The organism is Acinetobacter sp. Res13-Abat-PEC15-P4-01 (assembly GCF_015676285.1).
GTDB lineage: Bacteria > Pseudomonadota > Gammaproteobacteria > Pseudomonadales > Moraxellaceae > Acinetobacter > Acinetobacter nematophilus.
This window is the reverse complement of record NZ_JADAIN010000020.1, coordinates 489,521-516,434: the sequence shown is the minus strand read 5'-3', so window position 1 is coordinate 516,434 and position 26,914 is coordinate 489,521. Positions and strand designations below refer to the sequence as shown.

At 37.3% G+C, this 26,914-nt stretch carries 21 protein-coding genes and 1 tRNA gene; 8 read left to right on the top strand and 14 right to left on the bottom strand.

The genetic code is table 11. The features are described from left to right. Positions 1-83: 83 nt before the first annotated feature. Positions 84-539 carry a DUF6097 family protein gene (locus IMO47_RS09350; protein ID WP_196074725.1) on the bottom strand — a complete coding sequence of 152 codons (456 nt, stop codon included), beginning with the start codon at positions 537-539 and terminating at the stop codon, positions 84-86. A 214-nt stretch (positions 540-753) separates the two neighbouring features. On the opposite strand from IMO47_RS09350, the gene IMO47_RS09345 reads away from it, so the two are divergent. Further along, entirely contained in the window at positions 754-1,155 is a 402-nt protein-coding gene (locus tag IMO47_RS09345; protein ID WP_227552349.1) for an EF-hand domain-containing protein, read from the top strand. Between the two features lie 123 nt (positions 1,156-1,278). Here the strand turns inward: IMO47_RS09345 and IMO47_RS09340 are convergent, their stop codons facing one another. Beyond that, entirely contained in the window at positions 1,279-1,590 is a 312-nt protein-coding gene (locus IMO47_RS09340; protein ID WP_196074726.1) for a hypothetical protein, read from the bottom strand. A gap of 238 nt (positions 1,591-1,828) precedes the next feature. Here IMO47_RS09340 and xseA point away from each other — a divergent pair, with 238 nt between their 5' ends. Genes xseA through IMO47_RS09325 form a run of 3 tightly spaced genes read left to right on the top strand, consistent with a single transcriptional unit; the run spans position 1,829 to position 4,358 of the window. Further along, positions 1,829-3,091: an exodeoxyribonuclease VII large subunit gene (gene xseA / locus IMO47_RS09335; RefSeq protein ID WP_196075361.1), complete on the top strand. Its 1,263-nt coding sequence runs from the start codon at positions 1,829-1,831 to the stop codon at positions 3,089-3,091. Continuing rightward, positions 3,084-3,278, top strand: coding sequence for an exodeoxyribonuclease VII small subunit (gene xseB / locus IMO47_RS09330; RefSeq protein WP_196075362.1), 195 nt, complete (start codon positions 3,084-3,086; stop codon positions 3,276-3,278). The genes xseA and xseB overlap by 8 nt, the downstream gene beginning before the upstream one ends. Before the next feature lie 6 nt (positions 3,279-3,284). After that, positions 3,285-4,358 carry a hypothetical protein gene (locus IMO47_RS09325; RefSeq protein ID WP_196077814.1) on the top strand — a complete coding sequence of 358 codons (1,074 nt, stop codon included), beginning with the start codon at positions 3,285-3,287 and terminating at the stop codon, positions 4,356-4,358. Positions 4,359-5,188: 830 nt separating this feature from the next. Here the strand turns inward: IMO47_RS09325 and IMO47_RS09320 are convergent. The 8 genes from IMO47_RS09320 to efp form a co-directional block, all read right to left on the bottom strand. Beyond that, positions 5,189-5,265: transfer RNA gene (locus IMO47_RS09320), tRNA-Val, on the bottom strand. Between the two features lie 44 nt (positions 5,266-5,309). Further along, positions 5,310-7,325 carry a DUF3488 and transglutaminase-like domain-containing protein gene (locus IMO47_RS09315; protein WP_196077309.1) on the bottom strand — a complete coding sequence of 672 codons (2,016 nt, stop codon included), beginning with the start codon at positions 7,323-7,325 and terminating at the stop codon, positions 5,310-5,312. Positions 7,326-7,334: 9 nt separating this feature from the next. Beyond that, positions 7,335-8,243, bottom strand: coding sequence for a DUF58 domain-containing protein (locus IMO47_RS09310; protein WP_196077310.1), 909 nt, complete (start codon positions 8,241-8,243; stop codon positions 7,335-7,337). 13 nt (positions 8,244-8,256) lie between these two features. Next, the gene (locus IMO47_RS09305; protein ID WP_196077311.1) at positions 8,257-9,216 is read right to left on the bottom strand and encodes an AAA family ATPase; all 960 of its coding nucleotides are present in this window, start codon (positions 9,214-9,216) and stop codon (positions 8,257-8,259) included. Positions 9,217-9,387: 171 nt separating this feature from the next. Beyond that, positions 9,388-10,422 (bottom strand): 2-dehydropantoate 2-reductase, encoded by a 1,035-nt coding sequence (locus IMO47_RS09300; RefSeq protein WP_196077312.1) that lies wholly within the window; start codon positions 10,420-10,422, stop codon positions 9,388-9,390. A gap of 224 nt (positions 10,423-10,646) precedes the next feature. Beyond that, positions 10,647-10,949: a YbdD/YjiX family protein gene (locus tag IMO47_RS09295; protein WP_057063749.1), complete on the bottom strand. Its 303-nt coding sequence runs from the start codon at positions 10,947-10,949 to the stop codon at positions 10,647-10,649. Between the two features lie 25 nt (positions 10,950-10,974). Beyond that, entirely contained in the window at positions 10,975-13,077 is a 2,103-nt protein-coding gene (locus tag IMO47_RS09290; RefSeq protein WP_196077313.1) for a carbon starvation CstA family protein, read from the bottom strand. Positions 13,078-13,453: 376 nt separating this feature from the next. Continuing rightward, a complete protein-coding gene (gene efp / locus IMO47_RS09285; protein ID WP_004831207.1) occupies positions 13,454-14,023 on the bottom strand; it encodes an elongation factor P in 570 nt (189 codons plus the stop codon). A 402-nt stretch (positions 14,024-14,425) separates the two neighbouring features. Between efp and epmB the strand changes: the two genes are divergently transcribed. From epmB to IMO47_RS09270, 3 genes are read left to right on the top strand one after another with little or no spacing between them, the layout of a single operon-like run. Then, complete coding sequence (gene epmB, locus IMO47_RS09280) at positions 14,426-15,442, top strand: EF-P beta-lysylation protein EpmB (RefSeq protein ID WP_196077314.1); 1,017 nt, start codon at positions 14,426-14,428, stop codon at positions 15,440-15,442. A 14-nt stretch (positions 15,443-15,456) separates the two neighbouring features. After that, positions 15,457-17,211 carry a GTPase gene (locus IMO47_RS09275; protein ID WP_196077315.1) on the top strand — a complete coding sequence of 585 codons (1,755 nt, stop codon included), beginning with the start codon at positions 15,457-15,459 and terminating at the stop codon, positions 17,209-17,211. Continuing rightward, entirely contained in the window at positions 17,193-19,430 is a 2,238-nt protein-coding gene (locus tag IMO47_RS09270) for an EAL domain-containing protein (RefSeq protein ID WP_196077316.1), read from the top strand. Before IMO47_RS09275 ends, IMO47_RS09270 begins: the two co-directional genes overlap by 19 nt. 118 nt (positions 19,431-19,548) lie before the next feature. On the opposite strand, the gene rpmE is transcribed toward IMO47_RS09270, so the two are convergent. The 4 genes from rpmE to IMO47_RS09250 all read right to left on the bottom strand — a co-directional run bounded on the left by rpmE (position 19,549) and on the right by IMO47_RS09250 (position 24,044). Further along, complete coding sequence (gene rpmE / locus IMO47_RS09265) at positions 19,549-19,773, bottom strand: 50S ribosomal protein L31 (protein WP_004831212.1); 225 nt, start codon at positions 19,771-19,773, stop codon at positions 19,549-19,551. A gap of 232 nt (positions 19,774-20,005) precedes the next feature. Further along, positions 20,006-20,986 (bottom strand): bile acid:sodium symporter family protein, encoded by a 981-nt coding sequence (locus IMO47_RS09260; RefSeq protein WP_196077317.1) that lies wholly within the window; start codon positions 20,984-20,986, stop codon positions 20,006-20,008. 164 nt (positions 20,987-21,150) lie between these two features. Then, complete coding sequence (gene gloA / locus IMO47_RS09255) at positions 21,151-21,552, bottom strand: lactoylglutathione lyase (protein WP_196077318.1); 402 nt, start codon at positions 21,550-21,552, stop codon at positions 21,151-21,153. Between the two features lie 305 nt (positions 21,553-21,857). Then, the gene (locus IMO47_RS09250) at positions 21,858-24,044 is read right to left on the bottom strand and encodes an MFS transporter (protein ID WP_196077319.1); all 2,187 of its coding nucleotides are present in this window, start codon (positions 24,042-24,044) and stop codon (positions 21,858-21,860) included. Between the two features lie 181 nt (positions 24,045-24,225). On the opposite strand from IMO47_RS09250, the gene IMO47_RS09245 reads away from it, so the two are divergent. Next, positions 24,226-26,853: an ATP-binding protein gene (locus tag IMO47_RS09245; protein WP_196077320.1), complete on the top strand. Its 2,628-nt coding sequence runs from the start codon at positions 24,226-24,228 to the stop codon at positions 26,851-26,853. The last annotated feature ends 61 nt before the right edge of the window (positions 26,854-26,914 follow it).

Genomic DNA, 26,914 nt, shown 5'->3' with positions numbered 1-26,914 from the left:
ACATAAATTTTGCCCTACACTGTATGTACAGTCAAGTTGGTCGGAGGTCAATACAAATCATCCTTGAAGCTCAAAGATATTTTTTAATTCAACCTGATGAATAGCTTATTTGCTATTGAGTATATTTTCTCATTGGTCTGCTTATTCAATTTATAGAAATATGCAACCAGTCCGATAAACAACAAAGCATATATGATTACAATCCACAAATAGTGAATCACACCAATTAATAATGAATGATTAACAGCAGCGGCATCAATGTTAAATCCGAAGGTGTTTGCATAGCGACTCCCAAAAAGAAATAGACAGTATATGAGAACAGGAAGCGCTAAAAGCCCTGTTCCCCAATTTGCTAATTTTCTTTTTTCATGAAGGCTACGGAATTCATTCTCTCCAAGATACTTTTCAATTTCAATCACTTGATCATTTAGATCATCTTTCGAGCTTATTGGAAGACGATGTTGATCAATAGCATGATGTAATTTTTTTAATAATTCAGCGTTATCTAATGATTCACTCAAAATTTGAAAATTATTCATAATATCGTTTCATTTTTTGCGAAAATGCAATGTTATTATCTAATCTCCAAATTATCCTATATTTTTACAGAACAATTACGGTGATATTACGCAGACTTCATTGATTTAAAAAATTAATCTAAAAAAAGTTCAATAAAAATTGCTAATTTTTTCTATACTGTAAAGTAAAACGGCGTTTGGCATTATTGATCCCATCTTTTAACAGTGAATTTTTATGCGAACTTATAAAATAAAATACTATATATTGATAATGCTTTGTACAGCAGTAAGTAACTTTGTTTATGGCTGTGAACCTGCTACCCCAGATTGGCTCAGAATTTTTCAAGCTGCTGATAAAAATAAAAATAATTTCATTGAAAAAAAAGAGTGGTTGACTCTAGACCTATTAAAAGAGCCAATCCCTTGGATAGCTCCACCGTCAAAAAATGACCCCAAGAGGTTGAGTATATTCGATAAATTAGATGATGATAAGAATGGAAAACTCAATAAAAATGAGTTTGGTGAAGGTGTTTATAGCTACTATTTTACAAATCCGTGTGCTGAATTAGACTATCAAGACCAAATTAAACCAGATTCTATTTGGTATAAATTTAAGAATCTTTTATTTAAAAATTAATTACGACTGAATATAAATAGTAAGTTTGAAAAATCTAAACTGTGCGGTTTAGCCTAACTTCATTCACCATAAAATGAAATAGGCTATATGCCTTATGCAAAGTCAAATAAAATATTTAAAACTTTAATTTTCCGAAGGCTCACATGTCTTTCCAAGCTTGGAAAGTTCTTCTGAATACTCCACATAATCTTCAACATCTTCTAAACTTGCCTCCACTATGGACTCCTTGGTTTCATTAAAATTATAGGTCCTGTTATATTCATCTATATTAGCCAGTAAAAATTCGAAATGCCTCAAGATACTTTTTTTCATTGCACAATTATTCTGAATTACCCAGATACGCTGTGACTCATTCAGATCGTCTCCTTCATGGGAATCATTAAATTCGACTAGTCTGTCAATGATAGATGTATATGAATAGACAGATTTATTCATCTTCTTCTCAAATTCAGATGCTTTGGATTCACTATTCGAGATAATCAACAATGGGATTATAAATATATTTTTTTTAATAATTTCATCCTTTTGAAATATTTAATTTATCTTTACGTCAAACATAAAAAACAGACATGAATTTTAACATTTATAAAAAATATTTCTGTATTTATCGTGAAATTGAGTTTTAACTAAAATTTACGGTATGATTATCATAATTTATAACATTATTTTTTCAATGTCTGAATCACAACTCACCCTGAGTGAATATTTATCTACAGTTCAAGAAGTTATACGAGTCGCTTTTGATGAACCGGTCTGGGTAAAAGCTGAAATTAGAAACCTCAGTATTAAAGGTGGTCATTACTATCTAGAACTCGCTGAAAAAGAAGAAGATACAGATAAAGTTATAGCCAGCTGTAAAGCAACTATTTGGAAATTCAGTGCTGCAAAAATGGTTCTGAAATTCGAACGTGAAAGCGGTATAGAGTTATCTCGAGATTTAAACGTATTAATTAAAGTCAAAGCTGTATTTAGTCCCCAATACGGCTTTTCTGTGAATATTGAAGCAATTGATTCCAGTTACACACTTGGTGATATTGCACGGCGGTATCAACAAATTTTAGAGAGATTGACTGCTGAAGGATTAATTCATAAAAATAAATCCATTCCAATACCCTTTGATATCCAGAATGTTTTAGTCATAGCTCCTGAAAATGCTGCAGGTTTAGGGGACTTTAAGAAAGATGCTGATACCCTTGATAAAGCGGGAGTTTGTCATTTTGTTTATCACACAGCGACGTTTCAAGGTAACACAGCAGCACTCAGTATTGCTGAATCTTTATCAAGTGCTTTACGTAAGTGGGCTAAGGAATATGACAAGGTGCCAGATCTGATTGTAATCATTCGTGGTGGTGGCGCTGTGAATGATTTGGCTTATCTTAATGACTATGATTTAGCTGCTCTCCTCTGTAAACGTTCAGTTCCTGTATGGGTGGGTATCGGGCATGAGAAAGATAGAACAATCTTAGATGAAATTGCTCATCGCTCATTTGATACACCCAGTAAGGTGATCGGTGGAATTCGAAACCTGATTGCAGATCGTGTTCAAGATGTATTAGAGTCCTTAAACAAGATCAAACTTTTATCTCAACATCAAATTTCCGCTTATCAAAGTCGAAATGATCAATATATGAAAGTGATTAAAACGCTCTCCCATGGTCAGATCAATGAGGTAAATAAGCGCTTAGATTTGATGAAAGATACAATTCAATATTTAGCTCAACAGCAACTTAAATTAGCTTCAACACAAATTGACGGCTTGCTTCGAGAAACTTTATTGCAGAATCCCAAAAATATTATGGCTAAGGGCTATGGTATTGTAAGAAGTAATAACCATGCCATTCGATCTATTCAACACATTTCAAATGAAAGCATCCAGGTAGAATTACAGGATGGTACTATCGATGCGAAAGTAATACAGGTACAAAGTAATGACTAAAAAAGAATTAACTTTCAAAGAAGGTTATGACGTTCTTAAGAAAAATGCAGAATTATTAGAATCTCAAGAAGAGCCTGATATCGATAATTTAATGAAAATTGTTGAAGAGTCTATGTCAGCTTATAAGGCCTGCAAATCACGTGTAGATGCGGTTCAACAGGCTTTAAATGAGACGTTTAAAGAGTAATTCATAGTGAGAATTTCTTTTAGCGCTACTTTTCTTACTTCATTGGCACTTGGTTTCTTATTTGTCACAGGGAGATCTATTATTGAGGGAGCCGTTTTAAAAACAGGTATCAACTATCAACTGCTCGGATTTGAGTTTACTGATTATGCTTTTTATGGATTTCTATATTGTTATCATTATTTGCTTATCATAAATCTATTAATTTCATTATCTTATATTTTTTATCATTGTTTTTTACATCGTCTTGAATTAAAGATTCGAATTTCATATATCAATATTAAATTTAAAAATTGGGTTAGTGGTAAACATAATAATATAGATAAAGAACAATACTATGAAGTTAAAAGAAGTGAATATAGCAAGGCTAGAAATTTTAGTTTGCTGGATGAACTTTTAAAACACGCATCTTTTTCGTATATATTTTTTGTAGCGGCTTCACTTTTCATTTACTGGGTTTTACTCATATGGATTTCCAAATCTAATGATGGACAAAAAAATGCTGTTTCAGATGTATTAGAGGGTGTTACATATGTAGAGAACTCGGAGAAAAAATTTTTTCTAATTTTATGTGGAAAAGAAAGATGTGTTTATGCAACAAAAGATTTTAAGAATTTCTATAATACGAAAAAGGATGAAATTAATGCTAAAACTCTGGAAAGTATAGATATTAAATCAGCAGTAAATAATAAAGTTGACTTTAAAGCTTATAAGCTGCATGAAACCAAAACTCTTCATGGGAAATTAGTAACAGTACAGATTAATATGGATTTAAAATCAAAAACTGATAAAACAAATTTAGACTGTCTGTTGCACATAGTATCGTCATCACCTAAAATTATGAATAATGTAAAAGATGAAACACACTTTGCCGTAAAAACTAATCAATTACAGTCTATGAATAATTTATTGGATAAAAAGGATACAAATGCATATTTTATTAGCTATTTTTTACCCGAAGGTCAAGAGATAAAAAATTTATATTACTATAGTCTGCCATCTAGCAGTCTTAAATCAGGATGTTTAACTAGCCAACCTGTTTGGTTGAATAATAGTGCTTATTCAGCAATTAAAAGCTTATAAAACTATAACGGCAATACAAAGCTCCTTAACCAGACTTCACATCAGAACGTGCATCATTTTGAGTTCGTTCTGCTGTCACCCGCTCTGACCAAGGATAACTATACAGTATTATACTTCTCCATATCTCCCCCCTCGATATCCCGCCTTAGTTCAGGGATAGCATCAATCACCACAACCACTTTCAACCTCCACCAAATCTTTCTGGCAATAATGTGAAAATCTGTACGCGACTTAAGTTTTGATGAAATTTATATTCCTGTTTAAAGCTGATTTTAGTGCTCTAAGTCAGCTAGGCAAAGTAAATAAAAAAGACCTTTCTATAAAGTGGGCTGGTGTCTTTGGAATCATATTTTTATTATATTCATCTAATCCATATAAGATCTGATCTATCTGATCCTGACTTATATTGTTTTGCCGAGCTTGGTTCTGGTTGGCTTCTTAACTAAATAAAACAGATAGACTAAATTTAAAATAGTTCACTTACTGAAATATCTAGGCTCATTTCTTTATATAATCTTCCTGGCTTAACATACTTCAAAAGCCTGTCACTGTTTTCAATAATCAGTTTATGGTGTTAGATCACGAATTGGTATTTGAGTTAAGTTTTCATAATAACGATTGAGCCACGTTATGTGATTTTAATATAGGTTTTAGGTTTAGTGAATTGGACCATTTTTTGTAATACGCAATAATTATTTCTTCCAATTTGATTTGGGGTTTATTGAGATTCTTGAGTTCTTTCTCATATTTTGAATAGCCAAAGCTAAACTTTTTGACATAAAAAAAGGTTTACAAGTCTTTGAAAATACTTGTAAACCCTTTAAAAATCTTGGTAGGTATATCCAGACTCGAACTGGAGACCTCTACGATGTCAACGTAGCGCTCTAACCAACTGAGCTATACACCTGAAGTGCTGAGAATATTATTCATTTTTCAGCAATATGACAAGACTTATTTTCCCGCTTTTAACGCATTCGAACACTCTTTAAGCAATTTCTTAATTTCCTGAATATCTTGTTGATTTTCATTATCTAAATAAGTAATTTTTTGGAAAACTTTATTCGCCTGTTCAAATGATTTTTTTTCTTCAACCCGACTGGCCAAACGAGACATCCATTGTTGAAAAGTTTCAGACTCTACTTTTTGATCATCTTTTGACAACTGGCGATTAAACTTAAAAATCAATCGCTCAAGCTCAGACATCTGTTTTACCCGAAAAAGTTTTGTCACTCCCCAGTAAACCATTAATAATCCAATGATTCCTAAAATTAAGACCAATCCATAACTATACACTGAAGTCAGTCCCAGTTTTTTCATCCACCCACTTTGCTTTTCAGCATCATAGCCCACGACTTTGCTTTGCCATTGAAAACTTGCATAGTCACTCCAGACTCTTAATGTTCTCAATATGGATGAATGCTGAAAGCGTATATTTGAATAAGCGCCATCACCAAAAATTGCCGCATTACCCTCTATGGTCGTTTGCATTCCCTGATCGATTCGCATTGGCGCAATGATGGCTGTAGGATCAATTCGATGCCATTGTCCCTGTTGGTACACTTCCGCCCATGCATGGGCATCTAATTGACGGACTTCCCAACTTTTCCCATCTGGCGCCAGTTCACCACCTTGATAACCTGTGACGACACGAGCAGGTATTCCGACATAACGCATCAGTAAAACAAAGCTTGAGGCATAGTGTTCGCAGAACCCCTGTCTTGATTGAAATAAAAATTCATCTATTCGATGATTCCCCAATTTCCCAGGTGCGAGTGTATAAACAAAATTTTCTTTTTTATACCAATTTAGAATATTTTTGATATAGGTATCAGGATTTTCTTGGCTTTGATGAAACATAGCCAATGCAAACTTCTGCGCTTGTAGATCACGGTTTTTAGGATATTTTAGATTATTTTTAAGCATCCATTGTTCAAATGCTGGTACTTGAACATCCTGAACACGCGAGCCAATCCATTGCAATTCGACGGGTTGTACCCGTTGTACAAGTTGTTTGGGTGTAATAGACCAGTCTTGATGTAATTCTAAACGTTGTTCTATTGGAATTGACTTTTCCAAACCTGTGATCCACTGCTGAGCAGGATCACCGGCTAGATACTGATAATGAAAACCATCCTGTTGACCTGTGATTTTTGAATAGGATTTGCTCTGTTTGTTACTAAATTCACTTGTCCAAATTGTACCATCATAATGATCTAATACCATTGCTCGCCAATACAATTCATTGCGGTTCGGGAACTGCTTCATGTCTCCAATAATTCGAAAAGCCAAGGCGCTTGATTGCGACAAAGATGCAATATCCCCTGGTGACATGCGATCACTCAATCCTGTTACTGCTTGATGGTTAGGAATCGGAATTTGCCAAAGTGGAGGCAAACGTGGAAAAAACAAAAACAGCAAAATAAAAAAAGGCAAAGCCAGACCAATAAATTTAAGAATATGGAGCGAGTCGTTTTTAAGTGATTGTAAGACAGGCTGTGCAATTTCAAAATTGGCGGTCTGTACTCGATATAATCCAACCAAGCAGCTGATTAGGCAACACAATACTAAAACAGCCATTGCAAAAGATTGGCTATGTAAAAATAAACTCGCACTCACAAACAAAGCAAAATTAAACAGTATGATAAAGTCACGTTTAGACTTGGTTTCAAGTGCTTTGGCAAATAAAAAAGTAGAAAGCACAGCAGTACCGGCCTCTATACCTAAAAATGTTTGGGTATCGATATAGATAATCAGCAATGCAAAAAATGCAAATAACAGCTTTGGTGCTTGAAATAAAACTCGAGGGAAATTGAATGTTTGATGAGCATTGATTTTTTGATAATACCACCCTAAACCAAGGAGATTGACCAGAAACAATATCGATAAGGCAATCGGCATATAGGCAAGCTGGGCCAACCAAATCAAACTTAAGGCAACTAAAATTGAAATTTGGATTGATTTGTTCATGTCCAATCCTCAAGCTTGTGCCAACAAGGTTTTGATATGAATATAATGCTGTTCCCCTACACCATTTTCTGTCTGAGCATGGGGTAAAATAATACAATATGGAGATTGCAGTTGTTCGCAACGATCAACCAATTCCATCATTAGACTTAGTTTTTCTTCATGCGCTGCACTGGGCATTTTGGCATATTCAATTTGCATGGCATGGGTGTCCAGTAAATCCTCAAACTGCTTGACAAATAGCCCTTGTCCTCGAGCTGCCTGCTTCCATGAAATACTCTGTAATGAATCACCTATTTTAAAATTTCTCAATTCTTTAAACTCATCCAGATCAGGCTCACCCGTATTCGCCTGAATATGTGAATATTGCAGACCAGACTTTGCTTCAGGAGCAATCCAGTAATCATTGGTCAGATAAATGTATGTCCATGCTCGGACTAAACCTAATGGATAAGTTGAATAAATCTGAATTGGAGGAATTGAAAATTTACCACGTTTTTGCGGTATAAAATTTAACTCAAAGCTTTGCTGCTTATCCTCAAATAAAAAAGGCAGTAACTGATCATCGAATTTAAAATTTAGAAACTTCAGGCTTGCTCGGTGTTGTTGCAAAATCACGGTGACTTTAAAAGCCTCGTTCACCTTACCGACTTCATCAGCAATGACTTCAATGGTCACACCGTGCAATTGCTTAAAACTCAAATAAAAACTAATACACAAAATGGCACTTATTAAAAAGCAAAAACCTAGAATCAAGTTATTTGCATAGTTAATTCCCGCAATAAATGTGATTAAAATAAGTACAAGATACAGAAAGCCTTGTTGGTAGATAAATACTAAGACTTCATTTTGCTTGAGCGTCCGTATACCTGTGTAACGAAATCTTTGGTGCAACCACTGTACGAATCTTTTAGCAAACATGCTTAAATCCTAATTAACCTTGAACAGGAACTTTTTGCATCAAGGCTAAAGTTTCAGACTCACCCAATCCTATACGATGCGAAGTGACCGCAACGAACACAGCTTGCACATCATCTGCAATTACAAAAGCTCTTTTTTCAATCAATGCATGCGCTTGAGCAGCCTTTTTCAACGCCAAAACGCCACGGGTAGATAGCCCATGACGCCCTTTTCTCGTTTCTTCTGCTAAATCAAGTATATAGTCAAATATTAAATCATTTATTGCAATGCCATTGACCACACATTGTAATTTCAATATATCTTCTTGTTTAAAAATGGACTGCAAATTTTCAATTAAGTCATGGCGAGAATGCTGCTGTAAAAGTAATTTTTCTGCTGAACGTGATGGATAACCCAATGATAGCCGCATCAAAAAGCGGTCTAACTGGGATTCAGGTAGGCTATATGTACCACTTTGAAAAAGTGGATTTTGTGTTGCAATCACCCAAAATGGCTGCGGCAATGCATAACGAATGCCATCTACGGTGACATTGCCCTCTTCCATCGCTTCCAACAATGCGCTCTGGGTTTTTGGACTACAGCGATTGATTTCGTCAGCAAGTAGTATTTGGGTAAAAATGGGACCGTACTTAAATTCAAATTGATGTTCTTTTTGATTAAACATATTAATCCCAATGACATCACTGGCCAACATATCATTGGTGAATTGAATCCGTTGAAAATCAAGCCCCGCTAAACGGGACAAACTGCTGGCTAAAGTTGTTTTACCTAAGCCGGGTAAGTCTTCAAAGAGTAAATGCCCACCTGCCAATAAGCTACACAAGGCAAGCTTGGTTTGTTGCTGTTTGTCTAAAATGATGAGGTTAATTTGTCTTAAGAATTCATCAACCTTCGAATAATAATGTGACAGATCTAAATCAATCAGTTCGGAATTCTTTTGTATTGCATTTTCCTGTCTTGCTCCCCAAATCACCTTTTTTCCCCAATCATAATTTTTTAAGTAATTTGATTAACATACACGTTTTTGAAAGATACTCAAAGTGCAACAATTCATGAACCCAGAAACATGATGGTACTTTGAATAAAAAATTATCCATATGATTTTGAGTATCTCGATTTAGGTCTTGATCAATGATTTAGGTCACTATTTTTTCACGCTATTCAGTCTGGCTTTTAACTCATCTGCACCAATTGAAAATTCAATATCCGAAATCTCTGCTTGCTTAATCAATCGAATCAATAACTGGTTTATGGGTACCTGAGTATTGAGTTGATGCGCTAATCTCACCACCTCCCCATTGATCCAATCAACTTCTGTAGGTCGACCCGCAATTAAATCATCTTGCATAGATGAACGAGCCAATGGGTCAATTTTTAACATTTTACGACTCAATATTTTAAATAAAACATTGGGCAGACTGATGATTTTGGGAAGAAAATGCGCAGAAACCACAGTCAAATTTGCTGGTTTGATCTGTGCCAGATCCAATAAATCAAGGGTTTCCTGTTGTGCCATCGCAAGACATTGACGATATTGATAATTCAACAATTGTGCTTTTAAAGGTAACTTCGATAAGGCATTAATTGAATTATTTAAGTTAAGTAAAACTTTGGCCCATTGTACAGCAAGCATGTCCTGATCAAATACAATATCTAGCTGAGCTCTTTGAAAAAGTTGGGCTAAATCTTGTTGATGTAAAAATTTTTTAACATGTATCTCACCTGATGTACCTTGATGAAAATACCCTGTTCCCAAGGCAACCACATTAAAAGGAATCATCCCCTCTAGAATTCTCAAATCTGGTAAAAACCGTTTAAGCAACGCCACATTACTCAATCCATTTTGGAAACTAATGATATAAGGGGTATACTTTAGTTTGGAGTTACTGTCAGCAAGTATGTTCTGAAGCGTTTCAGCAACTTGCTCAGTTGCTGTTGACTTAACACAGACAAAAACAATATCAACATCTAAAATCACATTTGGATCAAGTGATAGTTTTAATTCATGTGCAGGTATAGATAAGTTATTTCCTAAATAATCCGTAAGTTTCAAACCAGATTTGGATAATTCACGATATGTGTCTGGACGGGTTACAAATGTTACATCTGCGCCTGAAGCAGCCAATCGTCCCCCAATATAACACCCAATACTTCCAGCACCATAGATACAGATTTTCATCTTAACGTCCCTTTAGCAAATCTAATTCTGTTATTTTATCTGCTTCAGTAGCTTATCTGAGACAAGTGAAATGACTTGTCAGCTATCCGACAATTCATCATATTTATTTCGTGGCAACTTGTAATAATGCCATGCGGTCATGAGCTGGCTTAAAATCATCCAATAAAAAACACTGCCCAATAAAAAGCGGTACCGCAGTACCGCTTTTTATTGCATTTCTCAAATCAACATGGACACTTTTTCAGGGTCCCGCCAGCAGTTGGATAACGAGCATCAACACAGTAACGATGAAAAGTTTTCTCATCCATTGCATCCATGTCAGGATGATGCTTTTTCATATGTTCCAGATAGTTTTGATAATCAGGTACACCGACCATCAAGCGAAAACTCTGCTGTAAGCGTGTCCACAATGTTGCAATTCTTGACCAATTCTTAGGATTAAAAATTAGATCCTTTTGCGACATGATGGTCATTTTGATGATTTTATAAATCACCGTCTTACCACCTTTGGCGAATTTAAGATTCATCTTACTCACCTCACTTATAAGTCAATTAATGCTTTGCAGACGATACGACAGTTTCTTCAGGGTCTGCATATACTGCCGGTGCTTCATTCACTGTTGGTGTATGACTTGCCAATGCACGGCGAATCACCCCGATAGCAGCCACCAACATGACCACTGCAACGATCATAAAGAATGCACACAATGCCGCATTGATCTGATTCGATAGCACAATGGTTTGCATCTCTTCAAGCGTTTTCGCTGGTTTTAAAATCTCACCTTGAGCAATCGCTGCGGAGAACTTATCAGCTTGTGCCAAAAAACCGATCTTAGGATTGGAATGGAAGATTTTTTGCCAACCCGCTGTCATACAGGTAATGAATAAGAAAATCGTAGGCACAATCGTAACCCATACATACTTTTCTTTCTTCATTTTAAACAGAATCACTGTTCCTAAAATAAGTGCCATAGCAGCAAGCATTTGGTTACCAATACCAAATAAAGGCCATAAACTATTAATACCACCGAGAGGATCAACAACACCTTGATAAACAAAGAAGCCCCAGCCTGCAACCGCCACAGCTGTACCAATCATGTTTCCAATGAAGTTGTGTGAATTTTTAAGTGCGGGAACCACGATCCCTACAGTATCCTGAACCATAAAACGGCATGCACGTGTACCGGCATCAACCGCAGTCAAAATAAACAATGCTTCAAATAAAATCGCAAAGTGATACCAAAACGCCATCATCGAACGATTATTAAAAATATCAGTGATGATATGTGCCATACCGATTGCAAATGTTGGTGCGCCACCTGTACGTGAAAGAATGGTACTTTCCCCCACTTCTTTTGCAAGCAAGCTCAATGTCTCAGGTGTGACTACAAAACCCAGATTACGTACCGCTTCAGCAGCACTCTCTACGGTGGTGCCTAAAACTGCTGCTGGTGCATTAATTGCAAAATAAACACCTGGCTCAAGCACAGTCGCACAAATCATTGCCATAATCGCGACAAATGATTCCATTAACATACCACCATAACCGATTACACGAATATTGACTTCGTTATCCACCAGTTTTGGTGTAGTCCCGGAAGACACTAAGGCATGGAAGCCTGAAATCGCACCGCAAGCAATGGTAATAAATAAGAATGGAAACATTGACCCAGCAAAAACAGGACCGGTACCATCAACAAAATGCGTCACAGAAGGCATTTTTAGCATTGGCATGGCAACGATGATACCCACAGCCAAACCTGCAATTACGCCGATTTTTAAAAATGTTGACAAGTAATCACGCGGCGCCAACAGCAACCAAACAGGCAAGACAGAAGCTACAAATCCGTAGATGATCAGTGCCCAAGTCAGTTGAGTCCCTGTTAAAGTAAAGAAAGGTCCCCAATAGGGATCAGCAGCAACATTGCCACCATACACGATTGCAGCCATCATCAAAACAAAACCAATGATTGACACTTCTGCAATTCGTCCAGGGCGGATATAACGCATATACACCCCCATGAACAAAGCAATCGGTATGGTTGCTGCAATACTGAATACGCCCCACGGACTATGTGCAAGGGCTTTAACCACCACCAACGCCAGTACGGCAAGGATAATGATCATCACACCCAATGCGCCAAGCATCACCACTACACCAGCGAATGAGCCGAGTTCTTGTTTTGCCATTTCCCCCAATGAACGTCCATCGCGACGTGTGGAGATAAAGAGCACCAAGAAATCCTGAACAGCACCCGCCAAGACCACTCCGACCAAAAGCCAAATTGTTCCCGGTAGATAACCCATTTGAGCTGCAAGAATAGGTCCAACCAACGGACCTGCACCTGCAATTGCCGCAAAGTGATGACCAAAAAGCACATATTTATTGGTTGGCACATAATCCAGACCATCAGCTAAACGATGTGCAGGTGTTAAACGTCTTGGATTGAGCTCAAAAACTTTATTGGCGATAAATAAACTATAAAAACGATATGCAATGCTATATACACACACCGCAGCAAGCACTAACCAAACGGCATTGACATGCTCACCTTTACTGACTGCAAGTATTCCAAAAGATACTGCACCAATTATGGCGACAATCACCCAGACCAATTTTGATAAGGGTGATGACTTTGTCTGAATATTTTCCATTAAAACCTCACATCTTGATTACAAAAAGCAGTTCCATTGTTTTTATAAAGCGTAATGCATTTCCGTGTGACTCTTTCCCTGGTGACTCTACTCCTCATTTTTTTGTTTTCATCTAAGACTTTGGATGTAAAACTGGTTTGAATATGTACTATTAGCATGACATCACAATGACTTAAACCATTACAATGTTATTTTTATCATTCTTGTCATATTCCGACGATTTAACTCTACTATTAATTATCCACTGTCGTTCTACGACTTTAGTCGAAAATCCATCCATGGGTTTCAACTGCCAGCACCCTTAACTCCATTCAAATTTAAAACAAAAAAAGGGATGATTTTCATCATCCCTCGCATCATCATTATTCAAAAATGATCAAGCACGTTCTAAGTAATCACCAGTACGGGTATCTACACGAACGCTTTCCTCTTGCTGTACGAATAATGGCACACGTACTACAGCACCAGTTTCAAGCTTCGCTGGTTTACCGCCACCGCCAGAAGTGTCACCACGTACACCTGGATCAGTTTCAACGATTTTTAACACCACAAAGTTAGGTGGGCTGACTGTTAATGGCACACCATTAAACAGCATAATCGTACATTTTTCATTTGAATCGTCTTTTAACCATTTCGCAGCATCGCCCATCGCAACTTTATCAGCAGCAATTTGCTCGAAAGATACAGGATCCATGAAGTTCCACATTTCACCATCGTTGTAAAGGTAATCCATTTCAACTTCAACAATGTCGGCTGCTTCTAATGAATCACCTGATTTGAAAGTTTTTTCTAATACTTTACCAGATTTAAGGTTACGTAATTTTACACGGTTGAACGCTTGACCTTTACCTGGTTTTACATATTCGTTTTCCATGATAGAACATGGGTTACCATCAAGCATAACCTTTAGGCCAGCTTTGAAATCATTTGTAGAATAATAGGCCATGAAAGGCACACTCCAAACTTACTAATTTAAATCTCTAATGTAATGCGATCAACAAATCACCTGATTTGTAATCGGGTCTATTTACGCTTCAAAGTCGCTGAATTGCCAACAAACCCAGAATGATCATTCTCAACAATAAAGAATGTATTATACATTTTTCGTATTCTAAATGAGCAATACATCGTGAAGCAATGAAAAATTACCCATGTTCTGTCAGATTGAGGTTAAAATCTCCGTTTGATTGATTTTTTGTACTGATTGAATCTCCTTTCAGTGCATTGTAATGAATCGGCTGTATGGATTTGACTATAGTTCTCCGTGTTTCAATGTCCCATCAGACAGATTTAAGCTGAACAGGCATTTAAACCATTCTCTCCCCATTGACTATTTATCGCACGTGGCATGTTAAATTATTTATATCAAGAGCAAAATTGGCAATCTCAACTTAGTGATTTAGTGACTGATCCACTAGAATTACTCGAACTTCTCAGTTTGTCGAAACAACAATTATTGTCTGGTGCAATTCTTGCGACTGCTCAATTTAAATTGCGTGTTCCACGAGCATTTGTTGCCAAAATGGAAAAAGGCAATCCACTAGATCCCCTTCTTTTACAGGTCCTCCCCCATCATCTAGAACTTGAAGAACATGAAGGTTTTGTGACGGACCCATTGGGCGAGGAACAGGCCAATCAAATTCCAGGGGTTTTGCATAAATATAAATCACGCTTTTTATTAACATTGACAGGTGCTTGTGCTGTTCACTGCCGTTATTGCTTCCGTAGACATTTTCCATATCAAGAAAATCTACCTAAAAATGAAGATTGGCTGAATATTAAAAGCTATTTGGAGCAGCATCCTGAAATCAATGAAGTGATTCTAAGTGGAGGAGATCCACTTACGTTATCAAATCGTAAACTGGCGATATGGTTAGAACGTCTAGCATCTCTCAGTCAAATTAAAATCCTGAGAATTCATTCACGAGTTCCTATTGTTATTCCTGAAAGAATCGATGAAGAACTGGTTTCTTTATTGAAAAACAGTAGGCTACGTGTGATTCTAGTGGTACACTCAAATCATCCAGCTGAACTCGATAATTTGACCTGTTCAAAACTCGCTCACTTGGCAAAACAAAATATTCTTGTGTTGAATCAAGCCGTTTTACTCAAAGGTGTGAATGATTCTGCACAAACACTGGTTGATTTAAGTCAACGACTTTTTGAAGCACAAGTTTTACCTTACTATCTACACGTTCTGGATAAGGTAAAAGGTGCGTATCATTTTGATTTAGGGGCAGAAAAAATTGATCAAATCTACAAGGATGTATTAGCCAGCTTACCTGGATACCTAGTCCCAAAACTGGTTCGAGAAGTTGCGGGAGAAAATAATAAAACACCGCTGTTTGGAGTCACAACCTTTTAAGAGTTGAAACGCTCATGATAAATAAAGAAATTTCTGAAATTTTTCAAAATATCACGGTTCTACAACGAGAAAGTTTAAGTTTTGCAGATCCTTCTGTAGAGTCTGTGGGTGCATGGGTTGCTACGCTCTCAATCATGCAATTGGGTGACACTTCCGAGTCTGTTTTAAACGCTATTTGTGAAATTGCAGAGCTAAACTGTAGTGAAATGCTGCGTTTTGACCTTATTCAGGTGTTACACCCGATTACGGAAAGTATTTTATCCAGTCTAGAAAAAAGCATTTTGAATCAAGGGCTGTCTCAAACAGATCGAATAGAGCATATCATTGATTTATCTTCTAGAATTCGTACCTATTTTGCGAATGTTTACATCAATATTGTACAAAGAAGCCATCAAACATTAACTTCAAGTAAATTCTCATTTTTCAATTTTAAACAAAAGAGAAATTTGCAGACCGCTCGAACGCTGGCAACTTTTTATGCCTTAGAACAATTGGGTTTGTTGCTTGTTCAGCAACAAATGATCTATAGCGGTCCTTTGACCCATCAATGGCTTACTACACACCATTTATATGAGCTTGCTGTAAAAAACCAAGAATTCAACATAAATATCAATCAGCTACAAGGTACGCATTTTACTATTCATAATATCCAGCAAGCCTATGCACAAGTTTTATTATTGGATATTTTCAATACGCATCAAATTCGCCCATCTGAAACACAGGCTTTGTACCAATGTACTTTTGACTGGGTAAAATTGGTTCAAATCTTACCGAGAGAAACCAGTCTTTCGCGCTATATTGTCGATGGTTCTAAAGATATACCGCCAATCTATAACCGCAAGCAACATGCAAACTTTCATACATCATTATATATTTCCACTCAAAATTTACTTGAACATATCAATTTAACCATTCACAAAGAAACTGAATATTTATCAAAAAATGAGCAAATTTATTTATCTGCTGCATTAAAGTTTCATGTACAGAATGTATTGGGAACCACCATTGAACGTCGCCATGAACGTTATGAATATTCGGCACAACTACAAATCTGTTTTAGTTTACAAACAGCACATTTTTATCTCTCTAAAGCTAAAAATTTCTATGAAACCCTCAACCTCAACAGTAATTATGCTTTTCAATCAGAATCAAATATTCACTCTTCTATTTCAACGGGTTCCAACACAGCATCTAATTTAAGCCAGATCAAAAGCTTGGACCGTGAAGCCAAACAGATTTATCAAGCACAAGTACTCGATATTAGTGTCAACGGTTATCGTATTCGTTGGTCAAATGAAGCGCCTCGAAATCTAAGAACCGGGGAATTTATCTTGATCAATGAAAGCCTGAACAATAAATGGAAAGGTGCAATCATTCGCTGGATTAAGCAATCGATCCAGAAAACCTATGAAGTCGGTTTAGAGGTCTTAGCACAGGACATCTACCCTTGTGCAGTCAAGGTTCCTGCTGATCGTTCAACGATTAACTATCACCCATGTCTCATGGTGCAGGTACCAAACCTAAATGAATCAAATACTTCAATTATTTTGCCAAACTTGCCTTTTTTTAAAGAACAGCAAGCAATTTATCTTCGTTTAGATACTGACGAAATTAAGGTGTATTTAACTAAAACGTTGTTAATTACTCAAAGTTTTGTCCAGTTTGAATTTGAGTTGATCAATGATGAAGAAAATCATCGCATTGAACAATTCATTCAACTCCAATCAACCAATTTGAATAATCAAGATGTATGGGAAGCTTTAAAGTGAGAAATTTATTATTATCGAAAAAATTAAAACTCTCGGAAACTCGATTACTTATTATTGATGACAATCAAATTCGCTATAATGAAATTATCAGTCTTTTTCAAAGCAAAAATCATCAAGTACAGGCGATTTTACTTGATGAGTTAAAAACTTTTGAAAAACAGCTCAATACATCGTGGGATTTAATTATTTTTGGGCGCGCTTATGATATTAAGATTGAGCAAGCTGTCACTCTCATTCAAGCTTCAGCTGAAATTGACATCCCTGTCCTGTTACTAAAACCAGAAGATTACCAATATAGCCAATATCAATCCTATATACAAAAAGGCATCTATGATGTTGTAAACCTCGAATATACTGAACGTTTTTATATCAGTTTAATTAGAGCCCTCTCTTATAGTCGCACTTTGCAAAGCAAGCAACATTTATTAACAGAGCTTGAAAGTGCAAAAAATCAGGCACAAGCTCTGGTCGAAGAACAACACAAAGCTGTTGCTTTGATTCAAGAAGGTATTCACACTCAAGCCAATGATGAATATCTAAAATTATTTGGTCTAAAAGATGAGAATGAAATTATTGGTTTACCTTTACTGGATATTTTACAACCTAAAAATATCAATGACTTCAAACAACGTTTTAAAAAGATTTCCCAAGGTCAATTTGATTTAGCCCGTTTTGAGATCGATACACTCAACAAAAATGCCAAATCCGAAAATCCTTTAAAAATTGAATTTCTTCCTTCCAATGAAGAAGATTGTATTCAAATTACCATTGAAACCCATTCCGTCTCACAAAAAGCATCTTCTCACTCCACCGAATCAGGCAAGAAAACTGTTAGCCCTGTAGTCAGCAGCTTGCAACAGATCCAATATGCCCTGATTAATCAACCCGCCAACGCTAACGCTCTCGTATTATTCAGTTTTGCAGCTTGTCCAGATAATATTTTACTATCCAACTGGAAAACTGCGATTCAGTATTTAGATGGCTTTAAGAGTTTTATCAAAGAACAGACCAATACCACAGTCTATCAAATTGATAAGTTATTATATGCAGTGATTTTACAAGCAGAATCAGATGCCATTTTAGAGTCCCGGATCCATGGTTTACAAGCTTTAGAAAAACCGCAATTGCTTGAAATCGATGGAACAACCTATCCATTAAGTGTGAAGATCGGTTATACCGACATTCAGCAAAACAGCTTTAATGAAAGCAATTTTAATCATGTTTTAGAACAAGCCTATGATCATCGCCTAAGCAAAAAAGACTCTGTTTCTGAGCAACAATTAACAGCAACATTACAAGATACTAAAATTGAATTGTCTTTGGTTGAACCTGCTTCAAATTCTGCAAAGCCACTTCAATTTGAACGCAATTCACTTCAATTAGAGCCAAAATCACAGCCAGATCCTGAACCAACACCTCATGAATCTGCTGCACAAGATATACAAGCCAAACCAATTTTCAAAAATGCACCGATCCTAGAACAGATCATGCAATCTCTGGAGAAAGGTGAAATTCAGCTCAAGTATCAGCAGCTTTATGACAAACATGACAGCAGTCTAAATACTTATGAAGTCACCAGTGGTTTTATTTTTGAAAATCAATGGAAAAAAGTCAGCAATTTAATTGAACTCGATGATGATATTGAACTGTCAATTAAACTTGATCGCTGGATTTTAGTTGAAGCATGCAAACAACTTCATAACTTTATTACACAATATCCACAAGCAAAATTAATTGTTAATTTGAATCGACATGTTTTATTCCACGATAAGCAATTTCCAGAACTCATTTCTAAACTTCTGACTATTGTCGGCAGCCGTCAATCGCATCCACTGATTCTACAGTTTGATGAAGAAGATATCGCCAAAAGCATTCTCGAAACACAAAAGCAATTTGCAATTCTACGTGACCACGGTGCTGAGATTTCAATTCGCCGCTTTGGCTCAAGCATTTCTAGCGAAACGATATTGAAACAGCTGGATGTCAGTTTATTAACACTTGACGAAAAATTTACACAGAAGCTGAATAGTGATGCAACCATGAGCCAATTCCAACAGACTCTTGAAAAGTATCAAACCATCAAACCTGTTGAAATGCTGCTTAAAAATCTCAATGATATGAGCTTATTTGCAAATGCATGGAATGTAGATGTTCGGTTCTTACAGGGTGAATATTTCCAGAAGAAACTGGACCATTTAACTGATGTTCAAGATCAATAAATAACGCTTATTTAAGATTGAGTATGGGGGTCAAATACTCAATCTTTTATAAATCAATCTTTCATTGATCACAGATACAAAAAAACGGGCAAAAGCCCGTTTTTTATGTTTTGTCGTATTAACGCTTAACAGAACGTGACATACCAGCAAAACGTTGTTTGAACTTATCGATACGACCGCCAGTATCCACATTCTTTTGTTTACCAGTATAGAATGGGTGGCAAGCTGAACATACGTCTAGGTAAATCGTTTCTTTACCTAAAGCAGAACGAGTTTCGATAACGTTACCACATGAACAAGTAGCAACTAATTTTTCATATTTTGGGTGAATATCGGCACGCATGGTCGATTCTCCTAAGTTAAGAAAGGTTTAGCTGTCGTCGCAATTAACCACTCTCAAACATCTCATCAGAAACTTTGAGGAAGGCTGAATATCTTCAGCAGGTTAACACCACAACAGACCATTTCTTTTGGCCCACCGAGACTATAAGTGTCAGAGCTAAGCACAACAAGTGGGCAAGATTATACGCGATAAATATTTTGATTGCGATCTATTTTCAACAAATTGATCAAATTTACTCACTTGAATGCTGTTGTTTAGACCAATAATTTGCAATGACCCCACACACCATTAACTGAATCTGATGGAAGATCATGATCGGCAATACAATCATACCTAAGGGTTGCCCAATAAATAAAATTTGTGCCATAGGCACACCACTGGCGAGTGTCTTCTTTGAACCACAGAAGAAAATGGAAATTTGATCTGCCTGACTAAAGCCCAGCCATTTGGGAATATATAAAGCCAACAGCATAATCGCAGTCAGTAAAACCGAGCAAGCCAATACCAAATAGATTAATGTGGTTAAACTCACCTGATGCCACAGTCCCGCAACCACTGCCCCACTAAATGCGCCATATACCACCATTAAAATAGAACCTTGGTCAAAAACTTTGACGATTTTTGGCATTTTTTGCATTAAAGGAAATACATAAGGGCGCAAAACCTGTCCAAGAATAAAAGGCACCAACAGCAATAAGGTAATTTCAATGATCGATGAAGTTGGATCGTAATTGTGCTTCGATTGTCCAAATATAAACAAGCTGACTAAAATTGGAGTAATAAACATCCCGATTAAATTGGAAAATGATGCACTGCATACGGCTGCCGCCACATTACCTTTCGCCACTGAAGTAAATGCAATGGATGATTGCACCGTTGATGGTAAAAAGCACATGAACAGAAAGCCCCAATACAATTGTTGACCCAATAAAGGCTCAAGCACGGGTTTAGCCATCAATCCCAATACAGGAAATACAATAAAGGTGATCGCAAAGACCAATGCATGTAATTTCCAGTGCAGAATACCTTCGATCACAGCTTCTCGCGAGAGTTTTGCCCCATGTAAAAAAAATAAAATGGCTATCGCGATTGTGGTAATTTTACCAAAAATAGCAGCTGCTTGACCTGAAATGGGTAAAAAGGAAGCTAAAACCACCATCGCGATTAACAATATCGTAAATCGATCCAATGCCAATAATTTCAACATTTTCATAAGCAACTTCCTGTATTTTAAATATGAAAAAGCCCAGTAGTTTAATTTTACCTATGGGTAAAATTCAATCTTACTGAGCTCTGTAAATAATGCTACTAATTTGACGAAATGTTCACTATTTATTTACGACACATATCAACTTAATTTAAGTTACTCTTAAGTGATTAGTTATTTCTTGCATCTTGATCTTGCTGGATTAATTCTATTTTGTAGCCGTCTGGATCTTCAACAAAGGCAATTACAGTTACTCCACCTTTCATTGGTCCTGCCTCACGTACTACATTACCGCCACGGGCTTTGATCTCTTCACAAGCTTTATAAGCATCCTCTACACCAATCGCAATATGTCCATAAGCATTCCCCAACTCATAACTTGCCGTATCCCAGTTATGGGTGAGTTCTAATACAGTGTTATGCTCTTCATCACCATACCCCACAAAAGCAAGAGTAAAGCGCCCTTCCTCATAGTCTCGTTTACGAAGTAAGGTCATACCGAGAACTTCAGTATAGAACGCCAAAGACTGTTCTAGATTGCCTACACGTAACATGGTATGTAGCATGCGCATGATTGATTGTCCTGTTAAATCAGATATTGTCTGTCAATATAGGCAATACTGTTCAATATTTCAATTTTTCCCTATTTGGCAGGATTGAAGCACCTATCAGATGAATGAAGTTTGATCACAAACTGAGGTTTTCTTACTGCTGTCTCAAATGAAGTGCTATAAAGTTGATCCCTATTGCTACGCTTAACTTCAAATTAGCTTTCATCTTTGACCGGGAATTCAAAAAAAACCTATTCTATCTTCACGATAAAATAGGTCTGTCTCAAAAACCATTCATCAAATTAAAAAATGAAAAATAAATGGTTCTAATCTTGCGTCTCTCTTAATTGATGTTCACGTAATAACTTCGCCACCCACAACACTAAAAATAGAATTGGGATACCAATTAACGTGGTCATTAAGAAAAATTTTGGATAGCCAATATTGGTCACAATGGTGCCTGAATATCCGCCGAGTATTTTGGGGGTTAAGGTCATTAACGAACTAAAAATTGCATATTGAACAGCAGTGAATGATACACTCGTCAAACTCGACAGGAATGCAATAAAGGCAGCACCCGCCAGTCCTGAAGCTAAATTGTCCACCACAATCGCAAAATACAACCATCCAGAGCTATATTGCTCAATTACTTTACCTTTAATTTCAACAGAGCTATTGGTATCCGCTTTCACCACGGGTACTGGTTGAATATCTACATCAATATCTGCTTTTTTCTCAGCCAACTGATAGTGTTGATCAGTGTAAAGAGATATTTTTGGATTTTTATAATTGACTACTGCAATGATCGTTTTAGATGCTGATGCTTGTAAATCTTTTCCATCGACCGTCCCACTGAACAGACCATCTTTGTCTAATTTGGCTGGATAGCTTTTAGCATCAAGTTTCAAAGTAATCGGTTTATCCTCTTGAAGATCAGCAAGTTTTACCCCTATCGTCTGACCTTTGATCACGATACTCTGCTTGGATTCTGCTACAGTTAAACTGTTATCACTGGTGACCGGAAATAATTTGATTTGGGCAGTGCCGTTGTCAATTAAATAAGGCACGGTATATTGTTGAGCTACTGCTTGATCTACCAGAGCCGCATCAATACGTAATGTTTTGGCTTGTACCAAATCTTGACTAGGTATCGCGACTTTCCAGTACCCTACCTCATCAGGCATGGCTTGAAAGGTTTTGTCTGCTACATGGATTTGAACTGGCTGCATCGGTGCTCCAGACTTCACCAAACCAATAAAAATCAAGTTGGTTGAACTCGCTAAAACTGCTCCAACAAACATTAATTTCATAATGTTCATGCGTTGGGCAAGCAAGCCCCCTAGAAAACCACCCAACAAACTAAAAATCACACCATATATTTTAACGGCTTCAGCAATTTGTTCTTTGGTAAAATTAAGATCCTGATAAAAAACATTCGAAATAACCCCCGCAATGATGTCTGAGATTCGATAAAAACCAATAAGCAGCAGTAAAACCAATGCCAGTTTTAAACCGTAACGTTTAAAAAAATCTGCAATCGGATTCACCCATGTTTCATAAGCCATCTGCTGATTGACGACACCCAATCGAATCAATACAGAAGCAACAAATACTGCCCCTGCACCCGATCCCAAAAATCGCACAGCTTCCATTAGAAATTTAAGAAAACTATCTTCTACTTTCCAAGTCGTTTGCAGATATTGAATCAAGTCATCTGAATAAATATAAAAACATACAAAGCTGGCTACAGCCAAAACAAATACAAGAACCAGACGATAGTAATCAATATTTTTATAGTGTTTATCGACACGGTTAACTTGTGGTTCACGGATCAAAAGCGTTGTAATTAACCCCACAACCATCACAACAGCCATGGTTAAATATGTGTATTTCCATGCCTCATAAATATAATTGCCTTTTGCCGTTCCTAAAGATGCAGCTAAAAACAATGCACCGGCACCTGCAACAATCATCCCCAAACGATAACCAGCGTTATAGGTTGACGCCAGTACCGTCTGCATTTCAGTTTCAGCCAACTCGATTCGATAGGCATCAATAACAATATCTTGCGTGGCAGCTGAAAACCCAAGCAAAACCGCACCCACTGCCATTTGGTAGATATAACTTTGACCCAATGCTGGATCTGAAAATGCCATGATACAAATTGCACAAATAATCAGGATTTGAGCGATCAACAACCAAGCCCGTCGTCGACCTAATTTTTTTGTTAAAACAGGTACTGGCAATTCATCAATCAATGGCGCCCACACAAATTTAAAAGAATAGCCCAAAGCTGCCCAACTGAAGAAAGTGACAGCACTTTTTTCAATTCCAGCCTCACCCAGCCATAGAGATAAACTCGAAAAAATCAATAGAATCGGAATACCTGCTGAAAAGCCAAGAAATAGCATGATTGCAGCACGGCGGTCTAAAAATGCAGCAAAAGCAGATTTCCATCCATTTTTCACGGTTGAATTCTGCTCAGACGATTGCTGAGATAGTTGCGTTGTCATTGCGTTGTTATTTTCTGAAAAATGAAATAATGCTATTCAACCTTTTAATGCTTAGAGTTTCAATCACTTTTATGCAACTAAGATCGTCTTTTACAGATATTTCCGCTATAGATGCTTGATCTTTACCCCCAATCCTGTATACCTTTAAGCTTTCAACCCATATAAGTTTTGGATTTCACCTGTGACCCAAAGACACGATCAATTAAGCTCTACCGCTGTTTCAAATACTCACACCGCAAACTTAATACAAAAAACTGAAACCCATTTTCCATCTGCTTTTGATCAAACGGAAATTCAAAATACCTTGACACTCACAGCTCTAAAACCAGAACAACTGACACATATTCCAGATCTCTCCAAGATTCCTTCGTCAACCAGAAGAATCAAACCCTTGAACAATTTTCTGGGTCAAGATCGTGCGAAAGCATCCGTTGAGGCTGGTATAGCCTTGCCTTATTCCGGCTATAATATTTTTGCTGTAGGTACCGCGGGGCTAGGCAAACGCACCATGATTAAACGTTTGCTTCAGCAACATGCCAAAGCAATGCAAACCCCAGATGACTGGGTATATGTTTATAACTTTAAAAATGCACGGCAACCGATTGCTTTACGCTTCCAAGCAGGACAAGCCAACAAATTCCAAGCACTGCTGCATCAAACTTGGCAAACCATACTCAAGCAGCTTGAACGTCGTTTTAGTGCAGAAACCTATCACAACCGTATTGAACGCATTCGCCAGATTACTGGCAATGAACAACAGCTTGCACTGGTTGAACTGACCAAAGAAGGTGAAGATCTTGACTTAAAGCTGGTCAATCGAAACGATGAACACATTTTTGTACCCATCCATGTCAAAGATGACAAAGTATTGGAAATGTCACAGGAAGACCTTAATGCACTGGATAGCAAACAGCGTGCAGAAATTAACTCCAATATGCGTTATATGGATAAAAAGCTGGAACGCCTGGGTCTTCAATTAGGTGACCTTGAAGATGACGCTCGTGATCAAGTTTCTGAGCTTAATCGCGACATTGCCAAACAAGTGGTTATCCCTCGTATTGAGCAGATTCTCAACAAATTCAAAACCGTACATGGCTTAGAACAATATTTAAAGCTTTTTGCAGCAGATATTATTGATAATGTTGAAACAATTTTAGACCAAGAAGGTGAAGAGTTCTCTCCTTCTCTCTTTAATCGCGTACCTTCCAGATATCAAGCCAATGTTGTAGTGAGCAACAAACCGAATACTGGTGCACCTGTAATTTTTGAAGACTTCCCAACGCATTACAATTTACTTGGACATGTTGAGCAACTCACCCAAAACGGAACCATTACCACAGATTTCACGCTGATTCGCCCGGGTTCATTACATCAGGCCAATGGTGGTTTCCTGATTTTGGAAGCTGAACAACTCCTGGAGCAGCCATATGCATGGCAAGGCTTAAAACGTGCTTTAAAATCAGGGCAGCTTAAACTGTCTTCTTTAGAACATATGCTGACTTTGACAGGAAGTATTTCTATTGAACCCGCTTCAATCCCCCTCAACCTTAAAGTTGTTTTACTCGCTGAGCCAGAGATATATTATGAAATTCTAGAAGTAGAACCAGAGTTGGGCAGTGTCTTCAAGATCCGCGCAGATTTTACCGATACCTTGCAGCGTAATGATGACAATGAGCAAGCCTATATGCAATTGATTGCAGACTATGTTCAGCAAGACAAGTTATTACCTTTTGATCGCTCAGCTTTGGCTGCTTTACTCACAGACTCTAGCCGCCAAGCTGAAGATCAAAGTTCTCTGTCACTCCATGCGCTAACCTTAGGTGATTTAATTCGTGAGTCACATCATCATGCCGCACAATCTGATGAAAAGTTGGTTACCTCCCATCACATCAATACAGCCCTCAAACATCGTCAGTATCGCTTAGGCTATTTAAGAGAACTTTATTGGCAAGACCTCTCGCGTGGCACGCAATTAATTGAAACCCGTGGGCATCGTTTAGGTCAGATTAATGCGTTATCTGTGATCCAATATGCCGATGTTGAATTTGGACTACCATCACGTTTAACTGCGTCCGTGTATCAAGGTGGCGGTGATATTCTAGATATTGAACGCAGTGTCGAATTAGGTGGCTCTTTACATGCAAAAGGCGTTTTGCTCATGTCCAGCTTCCTAAAAGCACATTTTGGACGTGAACAGATTCTGCACTTCTCTGCCGCACTTGCCTTTGAACAAAGTTATGGTCAAGTTGACGGTGACAGTGCAACGGTTGCTGAGTTATCAGCGTTAATCTCTGCAATTTGCCAATTGCCAATTGATCAATCCTGGGCAATTACAGGTTCAATGAACCAGTTGGGGCAAGTACAACCTATTGGCGGTGTGAATGCAAAAATCGAAGGCTTCTTTGATGCATGCAAACTGCAAGGTTTGACTGGCAAACAAGGTGTGATTATTCCACGTCAAAATATGCAACATTTAATGCTACGCCAGGACGTTATAGATGCAGTAAATCAAAATCAATTCCACATCCATGCCATAGACACGATTGATCAGGCATTAGAAATCTTAATGGCTCGCCCAGTCGGTAGTTTGGATAAAAAAGGACGTTATACCAAAGGCTCTATCTATGCTGCTGTAATGGCCCAACTCGAATATTGGCAAGCACTTGAGGATGGTGTTGAAATAGAGCAAAAACCAAAGAAAAAGAAAAAGAAGAAGGATAAAAAAGACAAGAAAGTTGAAATTGAACCGGCTTCATTCACTGAAGAAGTGCAGTCTGATGGAGTGACCAAGCAGAACAAGCGCAAGTAAAATTTACCCAAGCTTATCTTGATGGAGCCTCTAATTTGAGGCTTCATCTATTTTGATTAAC